This window comes from Pedobacter sp. GW460-11-11-14-TSB4 (genome assembly GCF_059423705.1).
The window spans coordinates 35874-49856 of the sequence record NZ_JBWKYI010000013.1 but is presented as its reverse complement, the minus strand read 5'-3'; the positions used below and the strand labels follow the sequence as shown (position 1 = coordinate 49856).

Below are 13983 nucleotides of genomic sequence, written 5' to 3'. Positions count from 1 at the left end.
TACCCAAAGGAGTATTTTAAATAGTTTTTTAATAATTTTGCAGCTTAAATATTAATAATTTGTCTGTTATACTTGCTATCGAGTCTTCTTGCGATGATACATCCGTTGCTATTTGTAACAACGGCAAAATTACTGCCAATGTTATTGCAAACCAAACAATTCATCAAAATTATGGTGGTGTTATACCTGAATTAGCTTCAAGGGTACATCAACAAAATATTGTGCCTGCCGTACAGCAAGCTTTAATTAATGCTAAAGTTACAAAACAGGACATTAATGCCGTAGCTTTTACACGTGGTCCTGGTCTTTTAGGATCGTTACTGGTTGGTGTTTCTTTCGCAAAATCTTTTGCATTAGCTTTAAATATACCTTTAATTTCTGTCAATCACATGCATGCGCACATCTTAGCGCATTTTATTGATGATCCTAAGCCTAGTTTCCCTTTTATCTGTTTAACCGTTTCGGGCGGACATACGCAGATTGTGCTGGTAAAAGATTACTTTGATATGGAAATTGTAGGCGAAACGTTAGACGATGCTGCCGGTGAAGCTTTTGATAAAACCGCAAAATTACTGGCCTTGCCTTATCCGGGTGGACCACTGATTGATAAACATGCGCAACATGGAAATCCTTTTGCCTTTAAATTTGCCGAACCGCAAATTGCCGATTTGAATTTTAGTTTTAGCGGTTTTAAAACTTCTATTCTGTATTTTATCAGGAAACAGGAAAAAGAGAACCCGCATTTTATTGCCGAAAATTTAGATGATATTTGCGCATCGGTTCAACATAGTATTGTACAGATTTTGCTGAACAAGTTAAAGAAAGCAGCAAAACAATACGGAATTAATGAAATTGCTATTGCAGGAGGTGTTTCGGCAAACTCTGGTTTAAGAAATGGCCTGCAACAAACAGCCGATGAGTTGGGCTGGAAGATATACATCCCGGCATTTCAATACTGCACTGATAATGCGGGCATGATTGCCATAGCAGGTTACCAGAAATACCTGAAGCAGGATTTTGTAGGACAGGATGTTTCGCCAATGGCGCGGATGGAGTTTTAAAGGGATGGTTCATTGGTCATTAGTTCACTGGTCATTTGTGCAATCGACTAAGGACTTTAGACTCCGCACTGGAATAACGCATCATGAAGTTCCGTGTCTTCCTTGGCTAAGGATTGACGACTGAAAACTGAAAACTGCCAACTGAAAAATTAATCTGCTCTTAAACTTCCGACTTCGGACACCCGACCTCGGACTAATAAAAACTATTAAATTAAATATACATATGACTGGAGCATCGTTAATATTTTGGATTGTTTGTGCGATACCGCTGATTGGTATTTTATATTGGTTAATCAGAAATGATAAAAACAAACTGAAAGGGAGTTGGGGGGTAATTATCCTGGGTGCCTTGGTAATCGCTGCACTGTTGGTTATAGTGTATGTAACCAAAGATTTTAGCGCCATTTTTAGTCAAAACTAATAGCTGCGCTTATTCAGCAAAGCCTGTAAATAAATCAGCATAACGTATAAAGCAAAACGCCCTGCTAAGATAATTTTAGCAGGGCGTTTTAATATTGTAGCATTGAAGCCTGGCTTATTTCTCAGCCAGTTTATCGCCTGTTACTTCGGCTTTAATTTTAATTTCCAATTCTTCTGCAAGTTCAGGATTGTCGCTTAACAATTGTTTTACGGCATCTCTACCTTGTCCTAATTTGGTATCTCCGTAAGAGAACCATGATCCTGCTTTTTTGATGATACCAAAATCAACACCTAAGTCGATAATCTCACCGTTTTTAGAAATACCTTCACCAAACATCACATCAAATTCTGCAATACGGAAAGGAGGGGCCACTTTATTTTTAACAATTTTTACTTTAACGCGGTTACCGGAAACTTCATCAGAATCTTTGATCTGCGAAATACGACGGATATCTAAACGTACCGATGCATAAAATTTCAATGCATTACCACCTGTTGTGGTTTCAGGGTTACCAAACATGACACCAATTTTATCACGTAACTGGTTAATAAAAATACAGCAACACCCGGTTTTAGAAATCGTTCCGGTTAATTTACGTAATGCCTGACTCATTAAACGGGCATGTAAACCCATTTTACTGTCGCCCATTTCGCCTTCAATTTCACTTTTAGGAACCAAAGCCGCAACAGAGTCGATTACAATGACATCTATAGCACCCGAACGGATTAAGTTATCGGCAATTTCTAATGCCTGCTCACCATTATCTGGTTGAGAGATTAAAAGGTTATCTGTATCTACACCTAGTTTCTTTGCATAAAACTGATCAAAAGCATGCTCTGCATCGATAAAAGCAGCAATACCGCCTTTTTTCTGTGCTTCGGCAATAATATGTGTAGCTAAAGTTGTTTTACCAGAAGATTCTGGTCCATAAATTTCAATTACACGGCCTTTTGGAATACCGCCAATACCTAAAGCAATATCTAAGCTGATTGATCCGGTAGAAATAAAATCTATCGGCTCAACGGCAGAATCGCCAAGTTTCATGATGGTACCTTTACCGTATGATTTCTCTAGTTTATCTAAAGTAAGTTGTAAAGCTTTTAATTTATCTGGATTTGCAGTGCTCATGTCTTTTTTCATTGATTGCGTAAATATAATCGATTATCGGCTAATATGCTTAAATGTTGATATTTATAATACTAATATATTTAGCTAAGGTAAATGTTTTTTAGCTAATGTCAATAGTAAAGTGAAAATAATTTTTTAAGCTTTTAATTTATCTCTTTCGTTTTGAGCGGTTAAACGTTCGAAGTACCTGCACATGTAGGTAATTTCGCAAACCTCACATTTAGGGCTCCTGGCTACACAAACATAACGTCCGTGCAGAATAAGCCAGTGGTGTGCAATGTGGATATCGTGTTCGGGCAGGTTTTTAACCAGATCTTTTTCAACCGCCAATGGAGTTTTGCCATTGGTTAAACCCAAACGGTTGGCCACACGAAAAACGTGGGTATCAACCGCCATTGCCGGGGCGTTATAAATTACCGAGGCAATTACATTGGCCGTTTTGCGACCCACACCAGGCATTTTCTGTAAATCATCAATGCCCGAAGGCACTACGTCATTAAATTCGTTAAGCAAAATATTCGCCATGCCCACCAGGTGTTTTGCTTTATTGTTGGGATAACTGATGCTTCTGATGTAATCGAAAACAATATCGGGGGTAGCTTCGGCTAAAGCTTTGGCATTAGGAAAGCGTTGAAAAAGTGCAGGGGTTACCATGTTTACCCTTTTATCGGTGCATTGTGCAGAAAGGATTACCGCCACTAAAAGCTGATAGGGATTATGATAATGTAACTCGGTTTCTGCATCAGGCTGCTTGGCCGAAAAATGTTCTACAAAAAGTTTGTAGCGTTCTTTTTTAAGCATGTGCAAATATAGGGGAAAGATGGAAAATGTAAGATGGGAAATGTAAGATGGAAAATGTATGAAGGGTAATGGAAGATGGGAGAGGTAAAACTGCGATTTATTATCATGAGGAGATAATTTATTGCATAAATAAAGCTTAATTACTTCATTCACGCCAACCACCTAACGCCAAACGCATTACCCGATTGTAGGCGATAATTATATAAACATTTTCGGTAAAAGTATAACATCCCGAGAGGCTATGCCGCTAGCTTTGTTTAAAAATAAAACCCGTTCCGGTTTGGCGAGTTAAAGCAAAAAAGCAAGTTGCTGCCGGGTGTGGGAAAATACTGGTAACATTTAACTTAAACACAAAATGAAAAAGTTATTTAAATTATTTACGATCAATGTCATCGCGCTAATGGTGGCAGGCAGTGTATCGGCACAGGAAAAAGCAGCAGCGGTTAGTCCGCTTCAAGCCTATTACGATGTTAAAGATGCTTTAATCGGCAGTAATGCAGGCTTGGCCGGCACGAAGGCTACGGTATTAATTAACGCTATAAAAGCCAGCGAAAAAACCAACGCTTCAAAAGCATTGCGTGATAAAATATTATTTGATGCCGAGCACATTGCCGAGAGTAAAGATATCGAACATCAAAGAGATCATTTCACGTCATTATCAACCGATTTTTATGCACTGGTAAAAGCCATAAAACTTAACGATAAGCCTGTTTATTACGCTTATTGTCCGATGAAAAAAAGCTATTGGTTAAGCGAAGGTGAGGCGATAAAGAATCCATATTATGGCAATAAAATGTTAACTTGTGGTAAGGTTGCCGAAGTACTTAAATAAAACACACGCTACAAAATGAAGTTTATTTTAGTTTGTTGCCTTAGTATTTTGCTCAGCAGTTTTGCTTTTGGCCAACATCAGCACAACGAGGTAAAAGCAGCTGCCCCCAAAAAAAATCCCCAGAAAACAAGCGATATCGAAACTGTAGGTAACAACAAACTGCCAGGGGTTGTTCGTTATGATTTGTATATTGCTGATACAACCGTAACTTTTGGTGGAAAAGCTAAAAGAGCCATAGCGGTAAACGGGCAAATACCCATGCCCACGCTAACCTTTACAGAGGGCGATACCGCAGAAATACATGTGCATAATAGACTTAAAGAGTCAACCTCATTACATTGGCACGGGTTATTTCTGCCAAATCAGTATGATGGCGTTCCGTATTTAACCCAAATGCCTATTGAACCCAATAAGACCCATGTTTACCGTTTCCCTATTATACAGAACGGTACGCATTGGTACCATAGTCACTCTGGTTTGCAGGAGCAAATTGGAATGTACGGTGCGATGATTTTGAATAAAAGAAAAGAACCGGCTATACCTACAGTGCCTGTTGTTTTAAGTGAGTGGAGCAATATGATGCCCCACGAAGTGGACAGGAGATTACATAATGCCAATGATTGGTTCGCGATAAAAAAAGGCACTACCCAGAGTTATGCTGAGGCCATAAAAAGCGGACACTTTAAAACCAAGCTCACCAACGAACTGAAGCGGATGACCGCCATGGATGTGAGTGATGTATATTATGAAGCCTTTTTGGTGAATGGAAAAAATCAGTACCAGGTACCCAACAACCTTAAAGCAGGCGATAAAGTAAGATTGCGTATTGCTAACGGAGGAGCATCTACTTATTTTTGGCTCACTTATGCCGGTGGTAAAATAACGGTAGTGGCTAATGATGGTAACGATGTAACGCCGGTAGAGGTAGACCGGCTGATTATTGCCGTTTCCGAAACCTATGATGTAATTGTAACTGTTCCCGAAAATAAAAGTTACGAGTTTTTGGTAACGCCCGAAGATCGTACCAAATCGGCTTCGCTGTGGCTGGGCAGCGGGCAGAAAGTGCCGGCTCAAAAATTGCCCAAATTGAAGTATTTCGAAGGCATGAAAATGATGAACGAAATGATGGATATGAACGGCAATCTGGTGCAGATGGATGGGATGAAAATGCAGAATCAGGTGATGGATATGAATACGGTCATGTATGCTGAGCTGGATGACGCGGGGAGAGATACGGTTGTTTCGGATGCACACCAGGGTCATGATATGGGCAATGACAAAGGCATGAAAGGTCCGATAACAACATTAAATTACGATATGTTGCGCTCGCCTGAAAAAACGACTTTGCCTAAAGCCCCAACCCGGCAAATGGAGTTTCAGTTAACGGGCAATATGAACCGTTATGTTTGGACTTTGGACAATAAAACCATCTCAGAAGAAGATAAAATCCTCATCAAAAAGGGCGAAAACCTGCGGATCATTTTATATAACAATAGTATGATGCGTCATCCTATGCACCTGCATGGGCACGATTTTAGGGTAATTAATGGTCAGGGCGATTATGCGCCTTTAAAAAATGTACTCGATATCATGCCCATGGAGCGCGATACCATTGAGTTTAGCGCTTCTGAAAGTGGCGATTGGTTTTTTCACTGCCATATTCTATACCACATGATGAGCGGGATGGGTAAAATTTTTAGTTATGAAAACTCACCATTAAACCCCGAAATTCCGTACCCTAAACTGGCACAGCGAAAACTTTATGCTGATGACAGGATGTTTCATTTTATGGCCGAAAACGATTTTGCCAGCAACGGAAACGACGGTATGGCCATGTTGGCAAATACACGCTGGAGTTTTGGAACGGAGTGGCGCTTAGGTTATAATAAAATGCACGGCTTTGAAACTGAAACCCATATTGGCCGTTATGTAGATCGGATGCAGTGGTTAATGCCATTTGTGGGTTTCGACTGGCGCTACCGGAAAATGGAGGCTGGCGAACAGGAAAGTAATATTTTTGGCCAAAAAAGTACAAAGGATAAAAGAACCATGTTTAGTGTGGGGCTTGCCTATACTTTACCTATGTTGATTATTGCGCAGGCAGAAGTGTACCACGATGGCAATGTTCGTTTGCAGTTAATGCGGGAAGATATACCCATTTCTAAGCGTTTGAGGGCAAGTTTTATGGTAAACAGTGATAAAGAGTTTATGGGTGGACTTAAATTTATTACCACGAAATACATGGGCATTTCTGCGCACTACGATAGTGATATGGGTTTTGGCGCAGGTTTAACGCTTAATTATTGATCTAACCATTAGTAATCTCCCTCAACAATTTATCGCATTCGGCAAAGGCATTATATAAATATTTATTGCGGTGTTTTTCTCCCTGCCCGCTAAAAGAAACCGATTTCATAATCAGGCCCTGCATCCATTGTTTAGTTTGTTTGCAATAGGCCTGGTCTTCAGTTCTTAAATAGTTAAAAGTATTAAACCTGTTGTAGCAGGCCATACGGTCTTTAAAATCGACCAGGTAAGCGATGCTTCCCAGTACATCGCAGTTGTACCAGTTAAAAGTATGGCTAGGGTCGATGGTTTTTTTACTGCTGATTGCATACATATTCATATCGGTCAGGCAATACCTTACCTGTTCTACAATTTTCACGGCCAGTTCGGTATCTGTAAGGTGCCCGGCTTCAAATGCATACCTGATCTGTTCAAGTGTGCCTGTTACGGTATCTTTAGACCAAATTTCGGTGCTTGGTATTTCCAGGTAAGTGTTATGCAGCTCCTGCGAAATTTTAATAATTTCATCAGACAGGAAAGAAGAACTGAACGGCATCTCTAGATTATTGGCGCTGTTTGCCCAAAAGAAGAGTTTGAAACTTGTGAGTTCGGGATACTTGAAAAAATGAAATAAAGGAATATCGTCAGTGGTGATGGTGATGTGTTTTTTATGGCTGTTCTTGATGGCTTTAATGTTATCCAATAAATTCCGCAGATAGCCAACCATATCTAAATCTTCGTTTACACTTAAATAGCTAAAAGTAACAGATAACGATTGTTTCGGGCTGTACAGGAAAGGCACGTCAAAACAATCAGAAAGTTTGATGATTTGCTGGAAAGTAAGGTTGCTGTCGCCCCTGATTTTCTTATAGGCTTCATTGGTGCTTATTCCTAACTCTTCGGCTACACTCAGCGCCAGGTTCTGGTATTCAGGTAAGGCTGCTTTGATGGCCTGAAAAAATAATGCTTGCTGATTATCCATAAAGATTAATTTATAAATGAAATCTTAACGTTTTTAATAATCGAATGGATTATTGTCGACAGTTAATTTAATAATTATAATTTATAATCATATTATAGATTCATAAATTTCTTTAAAGGATATTTTTATGATCTATAGTAATCTTTAAGATTAATGGCGTAATGTTCAGTGTTTTAGATTTGATTAACAATTTAAAATACATCAAATGAATATGCTAAGCTCAACCTCCATTCAGCCTCATGCCCATTACAGTAGGCTGAATGATAACCCACGTTACTTTAAGCAGTCTGTCTGCATCATTACTTGTTGGCTGTTTTTTTCGGGCTGTGCTTCTTTCTCTGACAGGCCCATCAGTCGCCATAAGGTTAAACTGGATAAAGATGAAGTATCAAAACTTTCGGGTACCTACCAGTTATTTCCTGATTTGATTTATACCAAAAAAGGGGTAGCCGAAACGCTTGGTAATCAGCCTGCAACCGAGCGCTTTCATCGATACATCAGCAAACGCGAAATCGATTTCAAACCTTCTGAAAACCTCACTGTAGATCTAAAGGTGATGGAGGATAACCAAATCAGCTTTCATTTTAAAAAAGACAATTTGATTGTTGATAGCGTAACCTTATCGGCCAAACTGCAATCACGAGGCTTGTTGCTATTGGGGAATAAATATGTGGAATTTCACGGAGTGCCCTACATTTTAGGGGGTTCAAAGAGTGAAAAAACACGCATTGGTTTAGCAAGTGACGGAGGACTTATCGTGAATCATGCTTATGATAGTTCTGGTGCACTTTTACTATTTATAGGGGCAGGTCGTTCTTACGATTCTGCTTATCATTTTAAAAGGATTAAATAAATAACGACATGAACAAATTAAGATTTATAAAGGATGAAGGCTCAGCATTCTATAAAGAATTAAATGAGCAGGTAGAACTGTATTTTGTTCAAAATGGATTGAAGAAAACCGGGAACGCGAAGATGTTTTTTAAGATTTTCTTATACTTCGGATTGGACATCCTGTTTTATATTTTAATGATCACCAGCGATTCAGTATTGGCATTTTATGTTTTTTACCTGCTGATGGGGCTTTCTGTTTTGTTAACCGCTTTTAATGTTTCGCACGATGCTGCCCATGGTGTAGCGGTTAAAAGCAAGTTTTGGAACCGATTATTGTTCTCTCTCAGTTTTAATCTGCAGGGCAATAATGCCTATGTGTGGGGTAAAAACCATAACGAATCGCACCATTTATATACGAACATAGAAGGTAGCGATATTGATGTGCTGAACAATCCCCTGTTTAGGATGACCGAATCGCAGCCTTTAAAAGGGTACCACCGGTATCAGTTTATTTACGCGCCGTTTCTCTATCTCTTTTATTCTATTAACTGGTTCTTTTTTAGAGAAAGCCTATTGTTGTTCAATTTATCGAGCCGGACGATTAAAGTGGAAATTCCCCGCATTGAAGCCATAAAGCTGGTGGTGTATAAACTCTTGTATATAGGTTATATGATTGTGTTGCCAGTTTATCTGTTGCCTTTCGGCTGGGCAGTAGTTTTGATGGCATTCCTGCTGAATCATTTTATCATTTCGTTGTTATTTGTGGCGGTGTTGGGCGTTGCACACTTATCAGATTATGTGAGCCATCCGGTACCCGATGAAGATAATCAATTGAACATGAGCTGGCCGAAACTGCAGTTGCTTACTTCTATAGATTACCATGCAGAAAGTAAATTTCTAAACTGGACATTGGGTGGCTTTAACGCCCATGCCGTACACCATCTGCTCCCTAATGTTTGCCATGTGCATTACCTTCACATTATTCCAATTTTTAAGGCATTAGCTAAAAAGCACAAACTTACGTACATGGAAATGTCGTACGGTGAATCGTTGGCCTCGCATTTCAGGTTTTTGAAAATGATGGGTAAAAGTGAACATTTAATTCCGATGCGATATGAAGGATAAACACATTCATGTAGCGGCTGATAGTCGGTTGCTAAAAGCGATATACAAACGTGTAGAGCAGGAGCTGGTGATTGATAAACCTGCTTTTATGAGGATGATTGCCGCTAAGTTTCTGGTGTATTTTTCGCTCACGGTATTTGCCTATCTAACCTTGTATAAAATTACCGGTCCGATGAGTTTTATAAGCTGTTTTGTGCTATATGGTTTTATCTCTTTGCTCTTTGCCTTTAACTTTTCGCACGATTTTTCGCACAATACCATTTTTAAAAGTAAGCGGCTAAACCATATCTGCTTTGTGGCTATTTATACATTGGTTGGTGCGCATGCCGAAGCCTGGAAACTGCGCCATGTTAATTCGCATCATTACGCACCAAATGTAGAAGATTATGATTCAGACCTTAAAATATCAAAGCTGATCCGTGTGGTGCCTGATAGTAAACATTATTGGTTCCATGCTTATCAGCATTTGTATGCGCCATTGGCTTATACTACTTATTCGTTGTTCTGGATTTTTATTAAAGATTTTGTCATTCTTTTTAGCAATGATGGCTTTGCCGTTAAAAAGAGTTTTAAGTATTACCTGTCTTTTGCGCTTCAGAAATTAGTCTACATCAGTTTATTAGTGGTATTGCCCATGCTTTTTTCGGCTCAGCCATGGTACTTAGTTATGTTTGGTTTTTTGATGATGCATTTAAGTCAATCGCTATTTTTGTTATTCACGTTTTTTATGACCCATCATGTAGAGGAAACGCAATATCCGAAAGCAGATGCGGAGGGTTACATCAATGCTTCCTGGTTAATGAACCAGATTAAGAGCTCAAACGATATGCATCCTTTTAGTAAAACGGCGAACTTTATTTTAGGTGGTTTTAACAATCATATTGCCCACCATTTATTTCCGCATTATCACCATGTATACTACCCGCAGATCAGTAAAATATTGTACGAAATGTTAAATGAAAGTGGTGTAAAACCCAATTGTACCAGTTATTTCGGCGGGATAAAATCTCATTTAAAGCTGCTTAAAAGAATGGGAGCTGCCGCATAGTCCTCATACTCATCTAAATTGAACGTTATGAAATATTTATTGATATGCTTTTGTTTGTTAGGGTTTACAGCTGCGTCAGCGCAACAAGACACCTTACACAAAAATCATAAATTTTACTATGGTATAGCTTTGAGCGGAGGTAAAGGAACCGAAGATGGTGGTTATGGTGAGCTTCATCTTTATTTGCAGCGTAAAACCAATTACATTGCTTTTAAATCATCGGGTATTTCAGAATTCGAGCTTTTTGGAGATAAGCCTAATCCCAGTATTTCTGATGTTGGGATTATAGTAGGCAAAAGTTATAGTTTCGAACGCTATATCAACATCAAGCTTGGTGCAGGGCTGGCATTTACGGAACAGATATCAAGAGGCGCATTTTTGTACAATACCTGCAAGTCTATGTTTTGCCTGTTTGATCATGATGTTTATGAAGTTGTTACCACCCGAACTCTTGGCATTCCGATAGAAGTAAGGACCAGTTTTTTGGTTGGGAGGGCTGCAGCGTTAACCCTTGGAATAAGTGCCAATCTCAATAGCGCGAATAGCTTTTGTGGCTTCTCGGTGGGCGCTACCTTTGGGCGTTTGAGAGATAGAGTGAAGTGATTATTGAATGATGGAGTTTCGAATGAGCGAATGATTATATTTTCTCATTCACTCATTCAAAAATGGCGCACTGGGTTTTTAATTAACGGTATGACCCTTCATTTTAAACCTGATGGGAGCGGTCCCGATTTTTCATCGGGATAAGCGGACAGCAGGACTGACAATTTTTTCTTGCACTAACCTATGTTTTCCAAAAAAAATGCAATATTATAAATTGCTTCACTCCCATCACAAAATACCGCTTCGTTCGCAATGACGAATATTTTTAGTGAAAAGAAGCAGCGGGTACTTTAACCTGTTCGGTTAGCCCCTGGTTACTTTTGATCAGCCAAAATGCAAAGAAAGCACCAACCAAAGCCATTGCGGCACCAACATAGGCTGGCGAAGTATAATCGAAGCCATATACTAACGGAAGTCCACCGAAGAAAGCACCCAGGGCATTACCGATATTAAAACTCGCCTGACTGGCCGAGGCCGCCAGCATTTCGGAACCTTTGGCGCTCTGGATCATTAACATCTGTATAGGAGCAGCCAGCGCAAAAGAGACAGCGCCGGTAACAAAAGTCATAATTAAAGCTAAGGGCTGACTTGCCGATACGAAGTGCACAATGGTTAGGGTAATCACCATAGTTAATAACAAGGCTGCAGATGCCTTTGCCGGCGAAAATTTATCGGCCAGTATACCACCGATATAATTGCCACATAACATACCAATACCCGCTAACATTAATATATAGGTTACTGCATTTGGCGAAAAACCAGCAACGTCAGTCATTAACGGGGCGATATAACTGTACCAGGTGAATAAACCACCGGTTCCGATTGAAATCATAAAAATGATGATCCATGCTTCTCTTTTTTTGAAGAAACTTAGTTCGGCTTTTAAATCGCGGTTTTTAGTGGCTTCTAAAGCAGGTAACCATAACTTTAAACTTAATAAAGTAACCAGACCAACAAATACCACAACAGCAAAAGATATGCGCCAGGAGAAATTGTGACCAATAAAGGTGCCCAGCGGTACGCCGACAATATTGGCGATGGTTAAGCCCATAAACATGAGCGATACGGCCTGAGCCGCTTTCCCTTTTTCGGCGATTCTGCTGGCCACTACCGAGCCCACGCCGAAAAATGCACCATGTGGTAAGCCTGAAAGCAATCGGGCAATAAACAGGGTATCGAAAGTTGGGGCAAATGCTGAAAAAGCATTGAAAACCGTAAACATGATCATCAAAGCAATCAATATCATTTTTGGTGGATATTTACCCGCAATCATAATCAATAACGGGGCACCGATAACCACGCCCAAAGCGTAAGCTGAAATTAAATGTCCGGCTTGTGGAATGGTTACGGCTAAATCTTTAGAGATATCGGGTAACAAACCCATCATCACAAATTCTGTTATGCCGATGCCTAAACCGCCTAAAGTGAGTGGGAGCAAGTTCTTGTTCATAGCGTACTTAGTGTTAAAATTACACTATGTAAAGGTAAGGCTTTTTATTTAAGGGGATTGTAAAAATTAGGCCATTTATCCATATGTAAGATGGGAGAGGTAGGATGGAGGATGGGAGAGGTGAAATGGAAGAGGTAGGATGTTGTTGTAAAATAGCTTATGGTTAGAAAGTCAATAGCTCATGGTCAAATGGATTGATGGATTAAATTGCTGTCTGACGATCAACCATTAGATCAGCCCAGAATTCACACATCATCCATATTACATTTTCCATCATCCATAGGCACAAAAAAAAGCTTGTCCCACCCTGTGAAACAAGCTTTTTTGGCTCATGTAAAGATTTACTACTTTGTACGGCTGTAAGCTAAAATCTTGTTGATGGTTTCATCTTGAGGATTTTTAGCCAGTCTATCTAACTTACCTTTGATTTGATCATAAAATAAGTCGATTTCTGCGTCCGATTCAATATCAGTTTTAGGCTGAAACATGTTAGGTGTAGGTAAATTTACATTTGTTTTTGATGTAGAGGTTTTTGTCATAAGCAACTGAATGTGATAAGTTTTATAAACTTAACGATAGTTCAGATGCTTTATTTCAAGCCCTAAAAAATTTTATGTAACATTTTCACTACCCTTTGTAGGTCATCTCTTTTGTTTTAAGCATTTTACGCAAATTACTAAGGGCATAACGCATACGGCCTAAGGCGGTATTGATGCTCACGTCAGTTAAATCAGCAATCTCTTTGAAGCTTAAATCGGCGTAATGGCGCATGAGGAGCACTTCTTTCTGCTCATCGGGCAATAAATGGATCATTGCTTTTAAATCTTTATGGGTTTGATCGCGAAGCATTTTATCTTCTGCGCTCTCGTCATAAAAGTGTAGCATATTGAATACATCCATTCCATCAGCACTGGTGATGATTGGTGTTCTCTTTTCTTTTCTGAAATAATCGATAACCAGATTATGCGCAATACGCATTACCCAAGGCAAAAACTTGCCTTCTTCGTTATATCTTCCTGATCGCAGGGTATTAATTACTTTTATAAAAGCATCCTGAAAAATATCCTCCGCCAGATATTGGTCTTTCACCAATAAGTAGATAGAGGTATAAATTTTACTTTTATGTCTTCTTAAAAGTTCCTGCAATCCATTCTCGTTCCCGGTAATATATACCTTTACCAGGTCCTGATCATTATATGATTGTAAATTCATAGGTTTACCTACACTAAATCCCGTACTATTTGCTAAAAATTAATTTGTAGATGTTTAATTTCTATAGCTGCTCTCCTATGTTTTTTGAATGTGTCAGTTTGGTTTTGAGGTTGTTAATATTCAAAGAAAGTTATTTTTTTATCAAAAAACAAAAAATAAAATGTTAAAAAATAAATTAACCATCTCAGTACCCTATTTTT

Annotated in this window: 14 protein-coding genes; 8 read left to right on the top strand and 6 right to left on the bottom strand. The window is 39.1% G+C overall.

What is annotated here, in order from left to right; all coding sequences use genetic code 11:
- The first annotated feature begins 59 nt into the window (after positions 1–59).
- Positions 60–1061 carry a tRNA (adenosine(37)-N6)-threonylcarbamoyltransferase complex transferase subunit TsaD gene (tsaD, locus tag AC07YT_RS14350; RefSeq protein ID WP_086544754.1) on the top strand — a complete coding sequence of 334 codons (1002 nt, stop codon included), beginning with the start codon at positions 60–62 and terminating at the stop codon, positions 1059–1061.
- A gap of 223 nt (positions 1062–1284) precedes the next feature.
- Entirely contained in the window at positions 1285–1482 is a 198-nt protein-coding gene (locus tag AC07YT_RS14345) for a hypothetical protein (RefSeq protein WP_057930348.1), read from the top strand.
- Positions 1483–1596: 114 nt separating this feature from the next.
- On the opposite strand, the gene recA is transcribed toward AC07YT_RS14345, so the two are convergent.
- Both recA and nth read right to left on the bottom strand, forming a co-directional pair.
- The gene (gene recA, locus AC07YT_RS14340) at positions 1597–2610 is read right to left on the bottom strand and encodes a recombinase RecA (protein ID WP_086549214.1); all 1014 of its coding nucleotides are present in this window, start codon (positions 2608–2610) and stop codon (positions 1597–1599) included.
- 135 nt (positions 2611–2745) lie between these two features.
- The gene (gene nth, locus AC07YT_RS14335; RefSeq protein ID WP_086544755.1) at positions 2746–3411 is read right to left on the bottom strand and encodes an endonuclease III; all 666 of its coding nucleotides are present in this window, start codon (positions 3409–3411) and stop codon (positions 2746–2748) included.
- A 355-nt stretch (positions 3412–3766) separates the two neighbouring features.
- On the opposite strand from nth, the gene AC07YT_RS14330 reads away from it, so the two are divergent.
- Both AC07YT_RS14330 and AC07YT_RS14325 read left to right on the top strand, forming a co-directional pair.
- Positions 3767–4243: a DUF3347 domain-containing protein gene (locus AC07YT_RS14330; RefSeq protein ID WP_086544756.1), complete on the top strand. Its 477-nt coding sequence runs from the start codon at positions 3767–3769 to the stop codon at positions 4241–4243.
- 15 nt (positions 4244–4258) lie between these two features.
- Positions 4259–6550 carry a multicopper oxidase domain-containing protein gene (locus tag AC07YT_RS14325; RefSeq protein WP_086544757.1) on the top strand — a complete coding sequence of 764 codons (2292 nt, stop codon included), beginning with the start codon at positions 4259–4261 and terminating at the stop codon, positions 6548–6550.
- 1 nt (position 6551) lies between these two features.
- Here AC07YT_RS14325 and AC07YT_RS14320 read toward each other — a convergent pair whose 3' ends face one another.
- Positions 6552–7511 (bottom strand): hypothetical protein, encoded by a 960-nt coding sequence (locus tag AC07YT_RS14320; protein WP_086544758.1) that lies wholly within the window; start codon positions 7509–7511, stop codon positions 6552–6554.
- Between the two features lie 205 nt (positions 7512–7716).
- Here AC07YT_RS14320 and AC07YT_RS14315 point away from each other — a divergent pair, with 205 nt between their 5' ends.
- From AC07YT_RS14315 to AC07YT_RS14300, 4 genes are read left to right on the top strand one after another with little or no spacing between them, the layout of a single operon-like run.
- Positions 7717–8364 (top strand): hypothetical protein, encoded by a 648-nt coding sequence (locus AC07YT_RS14315; protein WP_086544759.1) that lies wholly within the window; start codon positions 7717–7719, stop codon positions 8362–8364.
- An 8-nt stretch (positions 8365–8372) separates the two neighbouring features.
- Positions 8373–9470, top strand: a complete 1098-nt coding sequence (locus AC07YT_RS14310; protein WP_086544760.1) for a fatty acid desaturase family protein — start codon at positions 8373–8375, stop codon at positions 9468–9470.
- Positions 9460–10518: a fatty acid desaturase family protein gene (locus tag AC07YT_RS14305; protein WP_086544761.1), complete on the top strand. Its 1059-nt coding sequence runs from the start codon at positions 9460–9462 to the stop codon at positions 10516–10518. The genes AC07YT_RS14310 and AC07YT_RS14305 overlap by 11 nt, the downstream gene beginning before the upstream one ends.
- A 27-nt stretch (positions 10519–10545) precedes the next feature.
- On the top strand, positions 10546–11121 hold the full coding sequence (locus tag AC07YT_RS14300) for a hypothetical protein (RefSeq protein WP_145954178.1): 576 nt from the start codon (positions 10546–10548) through the stop codon (positions 11119–11121).
- A 265-nt stretch (positions 11122–11386) separates the two neighbouring features.
- On the opposite strand, the gene AC07YT_RS14295 is transcribed toward AC07YT_RS14300, so the two are convergent.
- The 3 genes from AC07YT_RS14295 to AC07YT_RS14285 all read right to left on the bottom strand — a co-directional run bounded on the left by AC07YT_RS14295 (position 11387) and on the right by AC07YT_RS14285 (position 13783).
- Positions 11387–12571 carry an MFS transporter gene (locus AC07YT_RS14295; RefSeq protein WP_086544763.1) on the bottom strand — a complete coding sequence of 395 codons (1185 nt, stop codon included), beginning with the start codon at positions 12569–12571 and terminating at the stop codon, positions 11387–11389.
- Between the two features lie 344 nt (positions 12572–12915).
- Entirely contained in the window at positions 12916–13110 is a 195-nt protein-coding gene (locus tag AC07YT_RS14290) for a hypothetical protein (RefSeq protein WP_086544764.1), read from the bottom strand.
- An 88-nt stretch (positions 13111–13198) separates the two neighbouring features.
- On the bottom strand, positions 13199–13783 hold the full coding sequence (locus AC07YT_RS14285; protein ID WP_057933765.1) for an RNA polymerase sigma factor: 585 nt from the start codon (positions 13781–13783) through the stop codon (positions 13199–13201).
- Between the last annotated feature and the right edge of the window lie 200 nt (positions 13784–13983).